This is a genomic window from Acinetobacter sp. NBRC 110496 (assembly GCF_000876115.1).
GTDB lineage: Bacteria > Pseudomonadota > Gammaproteobacteria > Pseudomonadales > Moraxellaceae > Acinetobacter.
The window spans coordinates 46,505-65,438 of record NZ_BBTF01000016.1 but is presented as its reverse complement, the minus strand read 5'-3'; the positions used below and the strand labels follow the sequence as shown (position 1 = coordinate 65,438).

The following is an 18,934-nucleotide window of genomic DNA, read 5'->3' as shown; positions in this document are numbered from 1 at the left end:
TAAAATGTCTTCGCACAACCATACACAAGATCACAAACATAACCACTCTGAACATGATCATAACCATGATCATTCTGGGCATAAGCATAGTCATGGTAACACCCATAAGCACAACCATGATCACTCAGGACACCATCATGGTCATGGTGGTCATGATCACGACCACGATCATGACCACAGCCATATCCCAAGTAATAAAAAAATTCTGACCATAAGCTTTTTACTGATTACCATTTTTATGGTAGTGGAATTTATAGGTGGTTTTATTACCAATAGTTTGGCCTTGATTTCAGATGCCGGTCACATGCTGAGTGACTCTGTTGCACTTGGTATTGCACTTGCAGCAGTCTTCATCGGTCAAAAACAGATTACCAAAAATAAAACATACGGCTATCAACGCTTTGAAATACTGGCTGCTGCATTGAATGGTATTACACTGGTTGGTATCGCACTGTATATCTTTATTGAGGCAATTCTACGGTTTCAGCAACCACAACATATTGAAGTACAAGGGATGTTGATCGTTGCTAGTATTGGATTGCTGATTAATATCATTGTTGCAGTAATGATTTTTAAAGGTAGTGATACCGAACACGACTTGAATATGCGAGGTGCTTACCTGCATGTACTCAGTGATTTGTTAGGTTCTATTGGCGCAATTGCTGCTGCGCTATGTATCTACTTCTTTGGATGGGCCTGGGCAGATACTTTAGCCAGTGTTCTAGTTGCAATACTTGTTCTTCGCAGTGGATATTCAGTTGTAGTAAAGGCTTCGCATGTTTTAATGCAGGGTACACCAGAAAAATTTGACTTGGCAGAAATCAAAGAAACCATTCTTCAAGGCCAGCGAATTCAGGGTGTACATGATTTACATATATGGAGTCTGACAAGTAAACGTTATATTTTATCCTGCCATATTGTTGTGAGTGAAGAAATGAGTATGCAGGAAGTGCAGATACTCTTACATGATCTGGAGAATGTCATACAAAATCTAGGTATTGAGCATGTCACTATTCAGGCTGAAACATCACTCAACAATCACGATGATATTCATCATTGCATTATTGAAAATATACCAAAGGATTCAGAACACTGAGTTTAAAAAGGTTAAATATTCCTAATATAGGTGCTTATCTAATCACAAGTGGTACCCAAGTTTAATGGCACTTAAAAGTGCCATTAAACTATATATAATTCAATTTGATATGTAATAAAATTACCCATAGGAAAGAATTATGGACTAGGCTAAAAGAAGATGGTCACAATTGTAAGATTCGAATATTATTTTTCCTCCTTTTCCTCCTTTTCCTCCTTTTCCTCCTTTAACTTGATATTCGTGATTCCAATTTTTCTTAGAGCATTCAATAACGTTGATTCACCCTCTGACAAGCCAGCAGATTTTGAATGTCTAAAAACAAATAATTGAGTAACCAAATTGGAGCCTAGGAGAGTTGTCGTATAAGAGCCCTCTGACAAAGGCAGGCTCTCCATGAGCCCAGAAATATACTGCTCAAATTGTTCTGCGGTTCTTGACCTAAATATTAGACCAGCATGCCCACGCTCCTTGAGAACACTTTCCCCATCTACAGTTGAAACGTAAGTCGCTGGTTGTATATCGAAAAGATAAACTGGAGGGCAATTTACAAGAGATAATCGGATGACCAATGCTCCACGAAGTGCTGTTTTATTTGAGTTTGCATAACACCAATTTTTATAAGTTTGTTTTTCTCCATCTGTAATATCTTTATTATTTAATGTTTCTGAATTAACGAAAAAGGCCATGAGAGTGGGTTTATCGCGGTAATCAAACTCTTCCTCAAAAGTATAATAGTGGACTGCATTGACAATACTGGGATTTAACGAGCGAGCCTTTAAACATGCATTCCATAGGCCCATGATTCTTCCATGATCTGGAGCTTCAAACTCTGTATCTCCATTAGTGGTCGGGTTAATTTGGACATTTAGAACTTCCTTAGAGCTATCAGGTTCTCCTGTACCAACTGTATTGGTTTCTTTAGTATTTTTCTTTCTCTGTGGCTGGGTGATGGTTCTTTCATACTTTGTTTTACTTTTTTCCCCGATAGGGCCTGAACCTAACCATGTAAATTCATGACCTAAAATAACCGATTGTAATAATGGTTTGCGCCCTCCTTGATCTTCAGATACGTTAATCTGACCAGGACCTAGTTGCAACTGAGGAGGATTAGGTGAGTTGACATCTACAGGTTTCTTAATGCGGTGAATTACCTTTGGAACACGTCTGATAAGTGTTTGATCAGGTAGTTCTATTCCAAGGATTGTCAAGGCTAAAAAAGCATTGGTGTCAGGAATACAAAAACCTGAAACCCTAATTTTTCTCGTTTCCTTATGCCATGGCATTACTTTAGGGTATATATGGTTTCTTTGGATAAAATCATCATGTTTTGCAATACTGCTAAATAAGATTCTTACGGCATCTTGGGTATATTTGCTATATTTATAGTAGGCAATAAATACATGATCATCTGTTGTGAGGCTATCACCTATAAGGATCGTCCAGGTGTTTTCTTCTTCTGGATGAGGGGTGTAGAGCCGTTCATGTCTTTCGGTCTCATCATATGTTGTCAGAATTCTAGGAAGTTCTGTAGAGAGACCATATCCTCTCACCAGAAACTCAAAACAAGGTACGAGTAGTTCCTTATATTCCTGATCCGTTAAGGAGAAAGAAATGCAATTCTCACGTTGGCTTGGATTAATATAAAATTTATTCTTGTCTGAGAAGAAATGATCTATTCTCCCTGTCTTTTCGTCTCGCTTATATGCTTGAACATAGGTATGTGTAAAATCCGTATGGTCAATATCAAACTCCCTTATTTCAAAGGGAAGATAGTCAACTAATCGTTCATGGTGCCAAACTGTTCCAATAGGCCAAGACACCAAATCTGTTATATTTGCATCAATAAAAATAAAATTATCTGTGGGTGTGTAATCTTCCAGAAGTTCCCTAAAAGCCACATGAACTTTAGGTTGAGCATTTCTACGATCAGCTTTTGCTAACGCTCCATACCACCACACCATTAAGAACTTTTCAGCATTGGATTCAAGAACTTTGAATGCCGGTGATTTTGTTTTATCTGGAGAGTTATCAGTATTTTTTTCATTAGAATGATTGTTCATGGTCAACCTCTCTATTAGTAATATTATCGACTAGTCAATTCTTCTTATATGCTCAGCTCGGCCGTAGGGATATATTGCCCATCTACCCAATCGTAAAGCTGAATATCACAAACACCATTCAAACGATGTCCCAAGACCATTGCAAAAACTGAGGGTGCTTTAATAAAGAGGTGTAATTTAGATAACTTATTTTCAGATTTGAATGAAACTAAAGCGGATTTTGCCTCTCTCACAGCAAGATTTAGAGTTTCCATATTATCAATCGCATAAGAGCTTTCTAGATTCAGTCTAGGTAAGCTCTTTACTTCATTTATTGTAGAGTCAATGTCTTTACCTATAGCTGTAGGAAATCCGATAGTAACTATGGCTTCAGTTTCTCCCTGTAGCTCAACAGGGGCGATTTTATTAAAAAATTGTCCCTCTTTCTGTTTATGGTCATCAGTGCGATAAGCGAGGCCATTATGTTCTATTTCAAGTAGGAAATTACGTGTGGCACTAAATACATAGCCAAGCATACATGCGGTGGACATTCTTTGTTTACCGTCTATAAGGAGGGTTCTACGGTCACCACTGCTATGAATGAAATCCCCAATCGATACCGCTTTTTTGATTAGGTTGTTCCAGTCGCTGGAGGTTTTTTGGGCACGATCAGGACCATTGAAATCACGAATATCTAAGTTTAAGTCTTGGTACTGACTGGTTGAAGTAGAAAGGTTAATTTTGATAGGATCTGATAGCCATTGGCTTCTATCTTCTTCAAGAGCATGGCAAATAAAATTTTCAAAGTCTTTGCGATGTATTGGACCAAAAGAAGAACGAGAAATCAATTTTTTAAACTGATCTCTTAACTGTTTGGCTTTACGTGTAGTGAGTTCGATATTGGATAATTTCTCTTCTATTTCGCCTATAAATACAGAGTCGCTATCTTCAGCATTGAAAGACAGGAAATCAACATGGTCAAGTGCAAACTCAGCAAGTGAGGTTTCGAATCCCTTATCGCTACACCACTGAATAATATCCTGACGACTTTTTTGTAAAATCACAGAATCGGCACTGTATGAAGAGCCAACGCCTCTAATTCTCTCAATCTGGGCAAGAAATGGGTGAAGTGTAGAGGTATAGAGTGGGCATACTAAACTAAAGCGAGTATATTCACTTGATGGAATATCAAACGCCTCCTTGAAGCGCTTAATTTCTTTCCAGAAGTCTGTAGAAGTCAGCGAATGATTTTTAGCTTCATACATGACACGCTGGAAATCTTTCTCTGAAGAGAAGTAGCAAACCTCAACATCACCTATTGATTCACTCACAATGTGACTAAAAGCACTTTCAGATAGCCATAGTGGCAGGTTCTTTAATACAAAGGCATCCTGATAATCAAACCCTACTCGTGCAATTGCACCACCAGTTGATTGTTTTTCTAACAGACTTGCACTCATTATTATCTCTCTAAATCCAGGGTGGATGGGTAACAGGAACCATCTGGTAGGTAGGTGTGGGCACTGCCCTCAAGATGATTGTTTTTTAAATGAAAAATCAGTAAGACTACAAAATTTGCCCCAACTTTTGGATCGGACACCAATTCCCTCATGGTGTGATGGTCTTTACTGCTGGGTTGTACACTAAAGAGAGGATGGCTATGCCATTCACCTAAATAGTTAAATTTTTGATAATTATTGTTTGTTGATTTATGAAAAAGGCGAATTGCTTTAATAGCATCCGTAATTCCACGTACAAAGGATGCGATCGTTCCACTCTTTTGAACAGTTAATGAGCTAACTCTAAAATGATTTGTACCTATATGCTCACCCATTAAAACACCGCCACATTCGTGGGTTCCAGACTTCAACAGGGCTTTTATCAGTAAAATTTGTATATCAGTAGGAATGGATATTTTCAGCATTAGTATTAACCTTTCATCGGTTCAGGCTCTTCAATAGAATTGCCATTTTCACTTTCAGATATCTGTTTATCCGTAGGAGATTCTGTTACTAACGCACCTGAACAATCGATAGGATGAGTATCAAAAGGACATTGAAATATCCAATATTTACGGAACCCTATTAAATATGCTGAATATGGATAAGAGGATTGCTCATCAACTGTACATAAAGTATCTAATGTGAACTGAGTCATAGACGCTGCAAGAGCCGTTACATCTGCATCTGATGCAATATATGTTTGGTTTTGTGTTTGAAAGCCGTAATTATTAACTTTGCCTTCTGGGATTGGTTCCAACGTTTGTAAGACACCATAAATATGATTGCGAAGCTCTAAAGGTGAGGCATCTAACGTTGGGCGACTACGGGCCATCATTGCTCCACCACCGCCACCAAAGATTTCACCCCATACCATTGGTATATGTTTTCTTTTAGCAATTGCAGCTAAGGTTAGAAATGTATGTGAGTTTGCTGTCGCATCAATAATCAGATTACATGTACCAATGGCATTAGCGATATTGGAATTTAAATGAGGATTTTCCTGGCCACCAATTTGCATTTCATACGTTTCAATCTGCATGTCTAATGCAGTTCGTTTTAATGCTCTTTCAACAGCATGGGTTTTAGCAAAGCCAACATCTAACCAGTTGAGTTCATTACGGACAAGATTCTGGGGTGCCAGAATATCATCATCAATAAGTAGAAAGTTTTTACAGCCAGACCGCGCCAGTGAAATTGCAATTTTACTTCCTAACGATCCAAGACCAACGATTACTATCTTTGCATCATTGATATTGCTAAATTGTGCTGGCAATCTTTGATTCTGATCATCATGTAGATTAATAGCTGGATAACTTACGAAAAGTGGTGCTGTATTATTAATTAAGAATAGTTCCAAGTTACCATTTAAGTCATATAACAATAGAGGCTTTATGGAACTTGTGAATTCCTCCTGAGTAGGCCATAAATTGCCTAAAGAGGATTCTAACGAAAGTCGATCATTTACAGATTCCTTTAATAAAGGAACAGAATCAACTCTTATTGCCCATCCAGACAATTCAAATCTTTCATTAGAAAATGATGGGACGATGTCAGGTAGAGGTTTGTTTTGAATATTTGTTGGAACAATAACGGTCTTGTCCCGAATGCTTGAGATGGCAACCTTAAAGTCCATTTTTTCAGGGTCACTACCCAAGAGTATGTGACGTAACATTGGTGTTTCAATGAACCTTTCTGAAATACCTCTTAATTTTTGACCTATTGTTTCAGAATGCCTAGATGGCACAGGTTCTACATCCATCTCCAATACAGTCATTGCGTCTGTTAATAAAAGAATCCGGGCACTTCTAATTAGTTCCACTCCACTGATATTTGTATTCCAATTATCTGGACCGTATTCTAGACACAGCACTCCTGAACCACCGTACTGGTGCAAGATACTCCATCTTTCACCAGATTTTTGTGGACGTATATATGCTGGTAGCTCTGGGAAAAGCTCTGGATATACTAAAACACCATTAAAATCTATAGTTCCTATCTTGAGAGAGAAGTTTAAATGCAGTTCATTAGTGTTTGTTGAGTTCCACTCCTGAATCTTAAAACTGTTTTCCTCATTTTCAAGATCGGTCAATAACTGCCGTTCTTGAATTAAGCGTTCTAATGGTGTTTTTAGCAGTTCCATTACGCAAAGCCTCCTGGTTTATTTGGATAAACAGGGGTTGATGGAAATGTTAATCCTGCACCTAAAGCTGAACGGATTAAAGAGCTGGCCATATCAGCAGAATTTGCACTTTTGTGTGATGCCGAACGTGGAAAACGATTACCCAAGACCTGCCGCCATAGAGCTAATGCTTTATCATCATCTGTTTCATTTAAGGCATTTCGTGCAATAGCAGCTTGTTCTTTTACCTTTTCATAAAAGGTTTTGAACTCATCTGCTGTGACCGCAGAAAAAACATTATTGCCTGCAACACCAGGATCTTCTAAATGTGGAATTATGCCTAGTGACGCATAAATCCCATAAGAATCCCTGATTGTTTCTAAAAGATAAACAAACAACTTTTCATAGTTGGATTCGTAGTAATTCATATGCTTGGCAACCAGGCATTCTAAAATGAATCCTTTTGGTCGTTTTAAATCAGACAAGTTCTCACGACGCCACCATTTAAATAGCTTCACAAGAGGCTTAAATCGCCCATTTGCATTTTTATTCACCTCAACAGTCCACTCGGTATGGGCTGGAGGGTTGGTAACTAGCCATTCTTCAAGATGAATGTCTGGAATCAGATAGCCACCATATCCATCTGAAATGATAGGGACAACATCCATATCAACTTTTTTCAACTTAACATTTACTGAACGACGGTTAACGGTGAGATCGGTATATCCAATATCCTTTAATGCTGTATGTACTGCATCAAGGACAATTTGAGGATTATCGTTAATTGTGTGATTTGTAAGGGCAATAATATCTACATCTGGTCTTTGTGTGATACCGCCTATAGTAGTCGGACGTACTGCCGTATTTCTTTTATAAGAACCTGATAAGAACGTATGCACATGTACTTTGCTGAATTCATTATGCACTTTTAAAGCATTACGAAGCGTATTATGTGCGCTTGAACAATCATTAACTGTTGTTGTAGATGGTTCAATATCGGAAAGTAGGTCAAGAAACTGCTGTTGAGTTGTCATAATTCTCTCTGAGCCCATGTACTAAAATGGGGCATAAAATTAAGTGCGATCAGAAAAATTAAGTAACCTACTACTGTGAACTTTGTTGCATAGCAGTAGGTTATTTAACCTTGTTTACGATATTGAGTTTGAGTTATCAGGATCATCCGATTTTTTATTACGGATAGTATCCTTTTCTTCTTTCAATGGCCGAGTTCTGGGAAATTTAAAATATCCAGTTGGATGGACAATAATTTTTCCAGATTTATGGCGATAAGATTTACAAAACACGAAGTCTTGATTTTCGGTAGGCATTGTTAGCCCTCCTATTTTGGCGGCTCGTTTTTCAGGGCGCATACCAAAATAAGCGGGTAAATCTTGAGATTTACGGGCCTAAATGTTAGAATGGGGTTCTGACAGCCAGATCTAACATGAGGTATGCGTAGGGCTTAGAGCCATATGCCTTTCCTGTGTGAAAATCTATCAAGCCGACTCTACCCAATAGAGTCGGCTTTTTAATTTACGAAACCATCTCAATAGTCTCCATTGAATCTAGGTCAAAATAATATAGTTTTTTAAAGTCATCTTCATATAAGTCAAATAATTGAGATAACTCACTAATGACAGATGCTGATGTTTTTTTTGCATCTATTGCGTAGTCAAAAAGCATTGAAGCTACTCTATATGTCGCTTCTCGATCCAATTCATTTGGTTCAACTTTACGATAACCACGCATAGCCATTTGCCGCCATAAATTGGCACTTTGACTTGAAGTTATAGTTCCTAACTCTGACGCCCTATAGATTAAGGCCGCCATTGAGGTTTTCCATTCCTTTTTAAGTCTTAGATAATGAGCTAAATTGGTTGAAACTAATTGATCAATAATTTTTTCTTCTGGCATTAAGAATTCGGCAGCAAAGTCATTTGCTTCTTTTTCCATAAACTCAGATGGCTCTTCATGGAGGACCAAATGCCCAAGCTCATGTGCTAATGTGAAGCGTATTCTATCATTTGGCTGGTTTGCATTTAGAAATACGCATGGAGACACACCATGCATTTTTAAGGATACGCCATCAACATTATTATCTTTAAAGTCGCATAAAAAGACTAAAACCCCGGCATCTTCCACAGTGGCAGTTAGGTTTTCAAGAGGTTCATTTCCTAACGCCCACAATGATCTAAGCTTTTTAGCCGCTTCTTGAGGAGTGTTTACATCTAGGCCAATTTTAAAAGTTGGTAAGGAGTTTTTTCTTTTTGGCACATTTGTGAATAATTCTAATGTTTGTACATGGCCCATTTTTAACATCATTTCAGCATTCATGCGGCTCAATGCTTTAGCTGTGGTAGAGCTTTTTTTTCTGTATGCATGCAAACTAATTGGCAGTGCATTTAGCTTTTCAATATGTTCGAAAAATCGTATAGGGAAATGTAGGGCATTGGATAGATTATGGATAACTTCATCGGAGGGTTTTAAGTCCCCACTTTCAATTTTAGATAATGAAGCCTGAGTAATAGACTGTCCCATTTCAGCAATTAGTTCAGTTTGACTAAGACCACGAAAGTTTCGTGCAATACTAAGCATGTCAGGATTGAAATGAGTCATATTCACCTCCAAGATCATTGACTTACAGATCAAGTTAATCGAATGATAACTGAACAAAAAACCTTATGCAAATTTTTCTTCAAATTATTCCTAAATTGTTTCTTTTTTACCTTACATTGCTTTATGTAGTGGTCATTTTGGTTTTTAGCACAACATATAGTGTTTTTGATTTTATCTTCTATTTGAAAGATTTTAATTTCACTATAGAATTTTATGTCAAAATTTGAGCATTAAAATATTTGGGTAAAGATAGAGGATGATCAGTGTTCTTATAAGGGGCAGTTTGACTTTCGATTATTTAGAAAATGTATTTTTATTAAATATTTGACCATTTGGAGGGAATTCTAAAGTGATTTATTCTTGCTAAAATTAGGTTTAAGGACGATTGTTTCCTTTTCTCCCAGAGTGTAATTAAATAAAGGATTTAAAATGAAAATGAACTTGAATAAGGATGGAAAAAAACGTATTCACTTTATAATTAGAGAGCTTGATAAGACTCAGAATGAAGTAAATAAAATTTCAGCTTCAGTTCAGATAGACGAGGATGATCAATATCAGCGTATTAATAGAGCATATTTTCAGTTGTTCCAAACGCATTATCTTTCCTTTAAATTACTTATGAAAGAAGATCATTTTTCCTCCGCTGTCGTCGTAGCTCGTACGATGCTAGAAATATATGTTAGGTGTTTTTATTTAGAGTTTATAGAACAGCCTAAAGGGACAGATGTTGAAATGTTAATTACTCAACCAAAAGACTTTGCTAGTTTTTTTCAGATGAGTACAGCTTTAGATAATTTTGAAGACCCAGACAATGGAGATTTTCATAAACACTTCAAGCAATTCACAAAGCAAGGTAAAGCTTTGTACGAGAAGTATTCAACTTTCACACATGGTCGTGGTGAGCTACTGAATGTGCTATTTAAAGGTAAACAACCTGTCTGTGCCTATGAGGATATTGAAAGTATATTGCTGACCCTTAATGGCATGTTACAGGTGTTTGCAATGCAATTTCTACATATGAATGCTAATGAGGCATTGAAAAAAAGATTGCTTGATAGAATGCTTAAAACTGAAGAAACTTTTCTTAATCATGGTATAGGCCAACCAGACTATTATTCTAATTTAACCTCTTGGTGAACTAAATAGGAAATGAGAGAACAACAGTGCAAAACTGTTTTTCTCTCAATATACTATCGCTTCCATTTTCTAAGTCGCATAGTTGTTTGGAATGTCGCATAGTTGTTTGTAAATGACAGCCTCCACCGACCAAGGCAATAGCGGATGCGGTATGGTGTGGTGCTCGGAATGGACGCTGTCCAAAATGATGCGGGGCATTGGCAACTGAATAAATGCTCGCAACTTCTAAATTTTCACGTGTATTCAGCGGCGGTAAAATTGATGGCAGCCGTGAAGCCAACAGTGTTTTTCCAGTGCCTGGAGGTCCTTTAAACAGTAATGAATGTCCACCAGCCGCTGCAATTTCCAAGGCACGACGTGGACGGAGTTGACCTTTAACATCGGCCAGATCAAATTGGTAAGTAGAAGACGTGGTATTTATTCTTTGTGGTGCAGCTTGAATCTGGGGGTTGCCCAAAAAATGTGCACAAACCTCTTGGAGATGCTTGGCCGCGTAGACCTCAAATTCAGGAAGTTGATTGGCTTCATCTAAATTTTCAGCTGGTAGCAAGAGACGATGCTGGGCCTGTTGACAGGCCATGGCAATAGTTAAAGCACCTGAAATAGGACGTAAATGTCCATCAAGAGCCAGTTCACCAATAAATTCAAAGTTTTGAGTACTGTTTTCTGGGAGTTGACCAGAGGCAATCAAGATGCCGAGTGCAATGGGTAAATCGAGCCGGGAACCATCTTTGGGTAAATCTGCAGGCGCTAAATTGATGGTTAAACGCTTGGTTGGAAACTGAAAACCGCTATTAATGATGGCGGAGCGGACACGATCTTTACTTTCACGGACTGCGGCTTCAGGCAGGCCGACAATCGTTAAAGAAGGCAAGCCTGCACTGATATGCACTTCAACCTCTATTTGTGGGGCATGTAGCCCCAATAGGCCTCTGGTATAAATCTTGGCAAAAGACATCTTATTATTGTTCCATTATAGTGCTTTATTTTTAATCATTGCTCAGTGCAATATGCACCGAGTTGGTGCTATTTTTTATGCTGAAGAAACTCTTCCAGTATTTTCATCTGTTGTTGAAGTTCAGCAAGACGCTGATTAGCAGTATTCAAGGCATTCCTTTGGCGATCCAGTTCTTGCTTCGAGACAAGATCCAATTTTTCGATACTTTCATTCAATAGCGCACGTAAGTTCTTTTCTAAATCTTTTTTAGGTTGATCAACTTGCTGCAAAATTGCCTGTAAAAGAGTCTCAATCATAAACTGCTCAATCGGTTATGTATATTTGCTGCCCAGTGTATCACTGCTTTCTCCAATCCTCTAGCACAGTTGGGGCCAGATGCTGGAGTGACTTATCAATCCAGTGAAACAGGGGTAAATGAAACTTATTTTCGATGCACTATCTACATCTTCAAGGCTAAATAGGTTATAAAGAAAGCTTGTGCCCAATATTTGAATCCCCCCAACCTTTAAATATTGGCATGAAAATTGAACATAAAACCTTACTGGTGAAATAAGCCGAAGGAAAACAAACATGAAGCTTGTAACTGCAATTGTAAAACCATTCAAATTGGATGATGTGCGTGAGGCACTCTCTGAAATTGGTGTTCAAGGGATTACCGTAACTGAAGTCAAAGGTTTCGGACGTCAAAAGGGTCACACAGAACTGTATCGTGGTGCAGAGTATGTGGTTGATTTCTTACCGAAAGTAAAGATCGAAATTGCAATTAGTGATGAGATGGTGGATGCGGTCATTGAGTCGATTACTCGTGTCGCAAGCACTGGCAAAATTGGTGATGGAAAAATCTTTGTCACCAATTTAGAACAAGTGATCCGTATTCGTACGGGTGAGACTGGGCCAGATGCTGTCTAAATTGGCACAAACTTTGCTGAGTTAGAAAGAATAGAAATAGCTCGCAAAATCAGGTTGGGGGACACGAATGAAAAAAATGCTTATGGCGCTCAGTCTATCTGGCGCACTCTTAGGTGGTTCGGCGGTAGTTTGGGCAGAAGACGCGGTAACGAGCCCGGCGGTTGAACACACTGTAGCCGTTGATACAACGGCTGCATCACCGGAAATTGCTGCAACAGCCGCAGCAACCCCTGTCGAGGCCACACCAGCGCCTGCTGCGACAGCAAAACTGGATACAGGTGATACAGCGTGGATTCTTGTTTCAACAGCATTGGTTCTGTTGATGACGATTCCTGGTTTGGCGCTGTTCTATGGGGGTATGGTTCGTAAGAAAAACGTACTCAGTACCATGATGTTCAGCCTTTCTGCTGCCATTCTAGTCAGTTTAATCTGGGTGATTGCTGGTTACTCATTGGCATTCTCTGGCTCAGGTGCATATATTGGTGACTTGGGCAAGGCGATGCTGAATGGCGTGGCCTTTAATGCGCTGAATGGCACCATTCCTGAAAGTTTATTTGTTATTTTCCAAATGACCTTCGCCATTATTACTGTTGCAATTATTAGTGGTTCGATTGCTGATCGTATGAAATATTCAGCATTCATGGCATTTGTCGCAGTTTGGGTGATCTTGGTGTATGCACCAATCACGCACTGGGTTTGGGCGGCTGATGGTTGGTTATTCAAAGCAGGCGCATTAGACTTTGCGGGTGGTACGGTTGTCCATATCAACGCAGGTGTAGCTGGTCTGGTTGCTGCTTATATGTTAGGTAAACGTACAGGGCTTGGCCGTGAATCAATGGCACCACATAATTTGACTTTAACCGTGATTGGTGCAAGCTTGATTTGGGTCGGTTGGTTTGGCTTTAACGGTGGTAGTGCTTTAGGTGCAGGTGCACGTGCAAGTATGGCGATCTTAGTGACTCAAGTTGCTGCCGCAGCTGCCGCATTCTCTTGGCTCATTGTTGAACGTCTGATTCGTGGCAAAGCATCGGTACTGGGTGGTGCGTCTGGTGCGGTGGCCGGATTGGTTGTGATTACGCCTGCTGCGGGTTTCGTCGGTGTTGGCGGTGCGTTAATCATGGGTCTCATCGGTGGCGTGGTGTGCTTCTGGGGTATTACTGCATTGAAACGCCTACTTAAAGCCGATGATGCCTTGGATGCATTTGGGTTACATGCAGTGGGGGGAATTGTGGGTGCGATTCTGACTGGTATCTTTTATAGCGATGAAATTATCAAAGCAGCGAATGTTGCACTTGCACCAACCTTTATGGGGCAATTATGGGTGCAAATTGAAGGTGTATTGGCAACCATCGCGTATAGCGCAATTGTGACCTTTATCATCCTGAAAGTGATCGATTTGGTGATTGGTATCCGTGTCAGCGCAGATGATGAGCGTATGGGTCTTGACCTGAGCCAACATGGCGAACGTATCGAATAATCGGCACAACATGCGATTTAAAAAACAGCCCCATCGGGCTGTTTTTTTATGCTTTTAGGGTACTGGTTCTGCAATTGCAGAAACTTTGCTACACTTAAGCAAAGAGAGTAAATAATCACGCAACTATGCATTGTCCATTTTGTAACGCCGCTGATAGTAAAGTCATAGACTCGCGTTTGGCTGCCGAAGGCTGCCAGATTCGTCGTCGTCGTGAGTGTGTCATTTGTGGAGAGCGTTTTACCACCTTTGAAAGTTATGATGTGGTGATGCCGCGTGTGATCAAATCCGACGGTAAAAATGAGCCTTTTGATGAGGCCAAGCTACGTCGCTCCCTTATGCATGCCTTACAAAAACGTCCAGTCACGCAAGAGCAAATTGAAACGGTACTCAGCGATATTCAATCACAGATTCGTCGTCTGGGCGAGCGTGATGTAAAATCAAGAACCATTGGTGAAATTGTCATGCAGGCTTTGTTTGCCCTAGACCATGTTGCTTATGTTCGCTTTGCTTCTGTTTATCAAGATTTCCAAGATGTAGAAGCATTTCGCCATCAGATTGAGCAAATGCAACAACGTGAAAATGAAGCTTAAATTAGAGAGACTATGTCTGAGTTAACCCAAGAACACTTATCTGAACATCAGCACTGGATGCAACAGGCCATTGCTTTGGCGCGACGGGGTCAATACTCGACCAAGCCAAACCCGAATGTCGGCTGCGTTATTGTGAAAGAGGGTCAGTTGATTGGCGAGGGCTATCATCCTAAAGCAGGCCAACCTCACGCTGAAGTTTTTGCTTTGCGCCAAGCGGGTGAGAATGCCAAAGGTGCAACGGCGTATGTCACTCTGGAGCCATGTGCGCATTATGGCCGAACGCCACCGTGTGCCGAGGCTTTGGTTAAGGCGCAAGTCAAGAAAGTGGTAGTGGCATGTTCAGACCCAAATCCGTTGGTTGCAGGCAAGGGCGTTCAAATATTACAAGCGGCAGGCATAGAGGTTGAAACGGGTGTGTGTGCAGATACTGCGAAAACGCTCAATTCAGGCTTTTTAAAAGCCATGTCTACAGGTTTGCCCTATGTACGTTTAAAAATCGCTTCCAGTCTTGATGGTCGTACTGCGATGGCTTCGGGTGAGTCGAAGTGGATTACAGGCACGGCAGCACGTCAAGATGTGCAGCACTGGCGTGCCATTTCAGGCGCAGTGATGACCGGGATTCAGACGGTTCTAGCCGATGATTGTGAACTGAATGTACGTGCCCTAGACGGGATAGATCTGAGCACGGTGGTTCAGCCCAAGCGGATTGTGCTTGATCGTCAAGGACGGCTTCCGCTTTCAGCCAAGATTTTACAAAATCCTGAAACTGTCATGGTGATGACACCATTTCGTCAAGAACTTGCAGATTTAGGCGTGATACAATTATCAGTACAGCCTTTAAATCAATTATTGCAGACCTTGGCCCAACACTATCAAATTTATGATGTATTGGTTGAGGCTGGTGCAACCTTATCGACTGCCTTTCTGCAGCAAGGGCTGGTTGATGAAATGATCAGTTATGTTGCACCCACTTTGCTTGGTCAATCTGCTCGGGCAATGTTCAATGCTGAATTTAGCAAAATGGCAGAGCAGCTGCGTTTTGAATTGGTTGATGTAACCCAACTTGGGCAAGACATTCGCCTAAGATTGCTCCCTATCCAAGAGATGATATGAATCCAGAACCATCGGTTTATCACAAACGTCGTCATGCCGCACGTACGACAGACGAATATCTTTTTCATCAGTTAGTGCCTTATCTGGGCAATAAGCGTCGACTGCTTCATCTCATTTTAGAGGCACTCGAGATTACAGGCACACTGAACAGCAAGAAAAAGAATCCACCGATTTTTGCGGATTTCTTTGCGGGGAGTGGCGTTGTCTCGCGTTTGGCACGTCAGAATGGTTATCGTGTGATTGCCAATGACTGGGAACCTTATAGCCACGCATTGAATCATGCCATTTTAGCTTGTGTAGATGCGCCTGCTTTTAAAGAACTGGGTGGCTATCAAAAAGCCATTGATTACCTGAACCGTTTGCCTGAGGTCAAAGGTTGGGTCACACACAACTTGTGTCCGCGTAATGATGATGTTTATGACCCTGCCCGTGACCGTTTATTCTTCAAACGCCGTAACGGCATGCGTATTGATGCGATTCGCCAGCAGATTGCAACATGGCAAGCTCAGGGTGCCATCAATGATGTGGAAATGAGTGCTTTATTGGCACCGCTGTTATATTCGGCAAGTTTTGTCAGTAATACCAGTGGTGTCTTTAAAAGTTTCCATCAGGGCTGGGGTGGACGTACCCAAACAGCTTTAGAGCGGATTGAATCACTCTTGTGGCTGACACCGAGTCGTTTTTGTGAGATTGGTGATCCTAAACGGCCTGCCGCAGAAATGTGGTGTGTAGATGCACAGCATCTCGCCAATCAGATGAGTGGTTTTGAGGTCGATGTGGCCTATCTCGATCCGCCATATAACCAGCACGCCTATAGCAGTAATTACCATGTCCTCAATGCGCTGACCTTATGGGATCAGGTGGATTTACCTTCACCCGATACCAAAGGTTTTAAGAGCGGAATTGATCGCGCATGGCGTAAAGAGCGTCCAAGTCCTTATAACTCGTCAAAATATGCCAAAGAGGCGTATGAAAAGTTATTGGAAACCATTAATGCCCGCTATATTTTGACCAGCTATTCGACTGATGGAAATATCGAACCGAAAGACTTGCTCACCGCCAATTTAAAACGCGGCAAAGTGACGCTGCTGACGCAAGATGTTCCGCGCTATCGTGTAAGTAAGCAGCGCCAATCAGACCGCGCACGCGTGCTTGAGTTTATTGTGATTACCGATACTCATGCCAAATCAGGTCCGCCGTTGCGACAGCTACTGGGTCAGTTATATCACTTTGCTGAACTAGGCGGGGTGGATACCACTGGCAATAGTACTCAGCTGGCACTTTGGTAAGTAAAGTCGAGCACCACTTTGGATGACAAAGTGGTGTTTTTGTATCCAATTTTAAGCCAGCATCGGATAATTAGATAAAATAAATCGGTTTATAAGATAACTGCTTGTTTTTATAATAAAAATACATCAAATTTTAGCAGATTTATATGTTCTTAATCATTTGTTTTTATCTCAATATCTATATTTAAAAAATCTTAAATAGATAACTTAAACAAAGCTTTAGGTTTTATTTTTCTGTCTTTTTTATGGTCTTCATCATCTAGTTTCTGGATTATAATCTTTTGATCAATCGTTTAAAAAATTACCAAATCATATTGACCCGTTTTGAAAATAAATATAGTTTGCCGAGCTTAATTTAGGGTCTTGCCTATTTGCAGCGATGACCAAGAGAGGTTGTTATGAGTCGCTCGGAACCCACCTTATTGGGGCAATGTGTAGCTGAATTTTTTGCTACCGCAATTTTTTTATCATTTGGTATTGGTGTGGTGGCTGCACTTAAACTTGCCGGTGCAAGTTTAGGTCTGTGGGAAATCAGCATTGTGTGGGGCTTGGCTGTAGCATTGGCGGTCTATTTATCTGCTGGTATTTCGGGAGCACATCTTAACCCTGCAGTGACCATTGCATTGGCATTGTTTGCTGGCTTTGATAAGCGCAAGGTGCCGTTTTATATTATTTCACAGGTGGCTGGTGCTGCTGTGGGTGCGCTGTTGGTTTATAGCTTGTATAGCAATCTCTTTGTGGATTATGAGCAGACTCACCATATGGTGCGTGGCAGTGTCGAAAGTCTGGAACTGGCAGGAATTTTCTCGACCTATCCACATCATTTGCTCTCGATCGGGCAGGCTTTTATGGTGGAAATGTTTATCACCATGTTATTGCTCTGGTTGATTATGGCGATTGGAGATGACAGTAATGGCTTGCCGCGTGGTGCTTTAGCACCGATCTTGGTGGGTTTGCTGGTGGCGGTGATTGGGGCTTCTTTTAGTCCACTTACGGGCTTTGCCATGAATCCTGCGCGTGATTTTGGTCCGAAAGTTGTGGCTTATTTCACTGGTTGGGGACCTGTTGCGTTTACAGGGGGACGTGATATTCCTTATTTTATCGTGCCAATCATTGCACCAATCGTGGGGGCTTGTTTAGGTGTGTTAGGTTATAAACTATTCTTTAGTCATTTCCTTGTCCATCAGAAAGCAGAACCACAATCATCTGCTGAAAAGCAAGTGTCTGAAATGCAATAAAGACCAGATGAATCATGAGAAGGGCGATCAGGTGATGGCCCTTTTTATTTGCCTGTGTTTGCACTGCACATGCCTTGTTATCTCGGGTTCTTTGCTTTAAGGTATCTTCTTTACAGTGCTATATACTGCAATAAAGATAGGTTGAAACTCCCATGTTTACAGGCATTATTGAAAGTTTAGGTAAGGTTGAGAGCCTACAAAGTGTAGGTGGTGATGTCCGTTTGCGTATTCAAACTGATTTGGATATGTCTGATGTACATTTGGGGGATTCGATTGCGACCAATGGAATCTGCCTGACCGTGATTGAATGGGGGGAAAACTGGTATGCGGCTGATGTTTCGCGTGAAAGTTTGAACCGGACCACACTGGGTCAGTGGAAAGTCGGCCAAGCAGTCAATGTCGAAAAAGCAATGCTGCCCACCACACGTTTTGGTGGACATATTGTCAGTGGTCATGTCGATGGTTTAGGTGAAATTAGCTTGGTTCGCCATGATGCACGTTCATTGTATTTTGAAGTGACGGCTCCGGTTGAGCTAGCTAAATACTTGGCAGAAAAAGGCTCAGTCACGGTTGATGGGATTAGTCTGACCATTAACCATTTGCGTGGCAACATTCTAAGTTTGAATTTAATTCCACACACGGCTGAGCGTACCAATATTGGTACCTGGCAAGTCGGCAGCAAAGTCAATCTGGAAGTGGATGTATTGGCGCGTTATATTGAGCGTTTATTGTTGGGTGATAAGGCCGCAGAGCAAAAAACTGAGTCAAATATCAGCATGGCATTCTTGGCTGAAAATGGTTTCTTAAAATAAAAATTTATCTATAAAAAGGCCCTGTTTAAACAGGGCCTT

17 protein-coding genes and 1 pseudogene are annotated in these 18,934 nt (G+C 40.7%); 9 read left to right on the top strand and 9 right to left on the bottom strand.

What is annotated here, in order from left to right; all coding sequences use genetic code 11:
* The first annotated feature begins 4 nt into the window (after positions 1–4).
* Positions 5–1,096, top strand: coding sequence for a cation diffusion facilitator family transporter (locus Aba26S_RS10075; protein WP_023187984.1), 1,092 nt, complete (start codon positions 5–7; stop codon positions 1,094–1,096).
* Positions 1,097–1,281: 185 nt separating this feature from the next.
* On the opposite strand, the gene Aba26S_RS10070 is transcribed toward Aba26S_RS10075, so the two are convergent.
* The 7 genes from Aba26S_RS10070 to Aba26S_RS10040 form a co-directional block, all read right to left on the bottom strand.
* Entirely contained in the window at positions 1,282–3,156 is a 1,875-nt protein-coding gene (locus tag Aba26S_RS10070; RefSeq protein WP_043971761.1) for a hypothetical protein, read from the bottom strand.
* Between the two features lie 44 nt (positions 3,157–3,200).
* On the bottom strand, positions 3,201–4,595 hold the full coding sequence (locus Aba26S_RS10065) for a dsDNA nuclease domain-containing protein (protein ID WP_023187982.1): 1,395 nt from the start codon (positions 4,593–4,595) through the stop codon (positions 3,201–3,203).
* 2 nt (positions 4,596–4,597) lie between these two features.
* A complete protein-coding gene (locus Aba26S_RS10060; protein ID WP_005314752.1) occupies positions 4,598–5,059 on the bottom strand; it encodes a Mov34/MPN/PAD-1 family protein in 462 nt (153 codons plus the stop codon).
* A gap of 5 nt (positions 5,060–5,064) precedes the next feature.
* Positions 5,065–6,777 carry a ThiF family adenylyltransferase gene (locus tag Aba26S_RS10055; protein ID WP_023187981.1) on the bottom strand — a complete coding sequence of 571 codons (1,713 nt, stop codon included), beginning with the start codon at positions 6,775–6,777 and terminating at the stop codon, positions 5,065–5,067.
* Positions 6,777–7,790 carry a nucleotidyltransferase gene (locus Aba26S_RS10050; protein WP_023187980.1) on the bottom strand — a complete coding sequence of 338 codons (1,014 nt, stop codon included), beginning with the start codon at positions 7,788–7,790 and terminating at the stop codon, positions 6,777–6,779. The genes Aba26S_RS10055 and Aba26S_RS10050 overlap by 1 nt, the downstream gene beginning before the upstream one ends.
* A gap of 114 nt (positions 7,791–7,904) precedes the next feature.
* Positions 7,905–8,084 (bottom strand): hypothetical protein, encoded by a 180-nt coding sequence (locus Aba26S_RS10045; protein WP_001141891.1) that lies wholly within the window; start codon positions 8,082–8,084, stop codon positions 7,905–7,907.
* Between the two features lie 205 nt (positions 8,085–8,289).
* Positions 8,290–9,372, bottom strand: coding sequence for an ImmA/IrrE family metallo-endopeptidase (locus Aba26S_RS10040; protein WP_023187979.1), 1,083 nt, complete (start codon positions 9,370–9,372; stop codon positions 8,290–8,292).
* A gap of 429 nt (positions 9,373–9,801) precedes the next feature.
* Here Aba26S_RS10040 and Aba26S_RS10035 point away from each other — a divergent pair, with 429 nt between their 5' ends.
* Positions 9,802–10,509 carry a hypothetical protein gene (locus tag Aba26S_RS10035; protein WP_023187978.1) on the top strand — a complete coding sequence of 236 codons (708 nt, stop codon included), beginning with the start codon at positions 9,802–9,804 and terminating at the stop codon, positions 10,507–10,509.
* Positions 10,510–10,621: 112 nt separating this feature from the next.
* Here Aba26S_RS10035 and Aba26S_RS10030 read toward each other — a convergent pair.
* Positions 10,622–11,467, bottom strand: a pseudogene (locus Aba26S_RS10030) (YifB family Mg chelatase-like AAA ATPase); the annotation flags it as partial.
* A 68-nt stretch (positions 11,468–11,535) separates the two neighbouring features.
* Positions 11,536–11,763 carry an accessory factor UbiK family protein gene (locus tag Aba26S_RS10025; protein ID WP_005240251.1) on the bottom strand — a complete coding sequence of 76 codons (228 nt, stop codon included), beginning with the start codon at positions 11,761–11,763 and terminating at the stop codon, positions 11,536–11,538.
* Between the two features lie 274 nt (positions 11,764–12,037).
* Here Aba26S_RS10025 and glnK point away from each other — a divergent pair, with 274 nt between their 5' ends.
* From glnK to Aba26S_RS09990, 7 genes are all read left to right on the top strand, one after another.
* Complete coding sequence (gene glnK, locus Aba26S_RS10020) at positions 12,038–12,376, top strand: P-II family nitrogen regulator (protein WP_004656379.1); 339 nt, start codon at positions 12,038–12,040, stop codon at positions 12,374–12,376.
* Between the two features lie 67 nt (positions 12,377–12,443).
* A complete protein-coding gene (locus Aba26S_RS10015) occupies positions 12,444–13,853 on the top strand; it encodes an ammonium transporter (protein WP_005240248.1) in 1,410 nt (469 codons plus the stop codon).
* A gap of 125 nt (positions 13,854–13,978) precedes the next feature.
* Positions 13,979–14,443 (top strand): transcriptional regulator NrdR, encoded by a 465-nt coding sequence (gene nrdR / locus Aba26S_RS10010; protein ID WP_004656377.1) that lies wholly within the window; start codon positions 13,979–13,981, stop codon positions 14,441–14,443.
* Positions 14,444–14,455: 12 nt separating this feature from the next.
* The gene (gene ribD / locus Aba26S_RS10005) at positions 14,456–15,556 is read left to right on the top strand and encodes a bifunctional diaminohydroxyphosphoribosylaminopyrimidine deaminase/5-amino-6-(5-phosphoribosylamino)uracil reductase RibD (protein ID WP_005240242.1); all 1,101 of its coding nucleotides are present in this window, start codon (positions 14,456–14,458) and stop codon (positions 15,554–15,556) included.
* A complete protein-coding gene (locus Aba26S_RS10000; RefSeq protein WP_004656375.1) occupies positions 15,553–16,845 on the top strand; it encodes a DNA adenine methylase in 1,293 nt (430 codons plus the stop codon). The genes ribD and Aba26S_RS10000 overlap by 4 nt, the downstream gene beginning before the upstream one ends.
* A 398-nt stretch (positions 16,846–17,243) precedes the next feature.
* Positions 17,244–18,083, top strand: coding sequence for an MIP/aquaporin family protein (locus Aba26S_RS09995; protein WP_043971751.1), 840 nt, complete (start codon positions 17,244–17,246; stop codon positions 18,081–18,083).
* A 152-nt stretch (positions 18,084–18,235) separates the two neighbouring features.
* Entirely contained in the window at positions 18,236–18,895 is a 660-nt protein-coding gene (locus Aba26S_RS09990) for a riboflavin synthase (RefSeq protein ID WP_005240240.1), read from the top strand.
* Positions 18,896–18,934: the final 39 nt, after the last annotated feature.

Excerpts from the sequence above, each read along its gene's own strand:
- Aba26S_RS10075 (WP_023187984.1), top strand. The coding sequence starts at position 5 with ATGTCTTCGCACAACCATACACAAGATCACAAACATAACCACTCTGAA.
- Aba26S_RS10070 (WP_043971761.1), bottom strand. The coding sequence starts at position 3,156 with ATGAACAATCATTCTAATGAAAAAAATACTGATAACTCTCCAGATAAA.
- Aba26S_RS10065 (WP_023187982.1), bottom strand. The coding sequence starts at position 4,595 with ATGAGTGCAAGTCTGTTAGAAAAACAATCAACTGGTGGTGCAATTGCA.
- Aba26S_RS10060 (WP_005314752.1), bottom strand. The coding sequence starts at position 5,059 with ATGCTGAAAATATCCATTCCTACTGATATACAAATTTTACTGATAAAA.
- Aba26S_RS10055 (WP_023187981.1), bottom strand. The coding sequence starts at position 6,777 with ATGGAACTGCTAAAAACACCATTAGAACGCTTAATTCAAGAACGGCAG.
- Aba26S_RS10050 (WP_023187980.1), bottom strand. The coding sequence starts at position 7,790 with ATGACAACTCAACAGCAGTTTCTTGACCTACTTTCCGATATTGAACCA.
- Aba26S_RS10045 (WP_001141891.1), bottom strand. The coding sequence starts at position 8,084 with ATGCCTACCGAAAATCAAGACTTCGTGTTTTGTAAATCTTATCGCCAT.
- Aba26S_RS10040 (WP_023187979.1), bottom strand. The coding sequence starts at position 9,372 with ATGACTCATTTCAATCCTGACATGCTTAGTATTGCACGAAACTTTCGT.
- Aba26S_RS10035 (WP_023187978.1), top strand. The coding sequence starts at position 9,802 with ATGAAAATGAACTTGAATAAGGATGGAAAAAAACGTATTCACTTTATA.
- Aba26S_RS10025 (WP_005240251.1), bottom strand. The coding sequence starts at position 11,763 with ATGATTGAGACTCTTTTACAGGCAATTTTGCAGCAAGTTGATCAACCT.
- glnK (WP_004656379.1), top strand. The coding sequence starts at position 12,038 with ATGAAGCTTGTAACTGCAATTGTAAAACCATTCAAATTGGATGATGTG.
- Aba26S_RS10015 (WP_005240248.1), top strand. The coding sequence starts at position 12,444 with ATGAAAAAAATGCTTATGGCGCTCAGTCTATCTGGCGCACTCTTAGGT.
- nrdR (WP_004656377.1), top strand. The coding sequence starts at position 13,979 with ATGCATTGTCCATTTTGTAACGCCGCTGATAGTAAAGTCATAGACTCG.
- ribD (WP_005240242.1), top strand. The coding sequence starts at position 14,456 with ATGTCTGAGTTAACCCAAGAACACTTATCTGAACATCAGCACTGGATG.
- Aba26S_RS10000 (WP_004656375.1), top strand. The coding sequence starts at position 15,553 with ATGAATCCAGAACCATCGGTTTATCACAAACGTCGTCATGCCGCACGT.
- Aba26S_RS09995 (WP_043971751.1), top strand. The coding sequence starts at position 17,244 with ATGAGTCGCTCGGAACCCACCTTATTGGGGCAATGTGTAGCTGAATTT.
- Aba26S_RS09990 (WP_005240240.1), top strand. The coding sequence starts at position 18,236 with ATGTTTACAGGCATTATTGAAAGTTTAGGTAAGGTTGAGAGCCTACAA.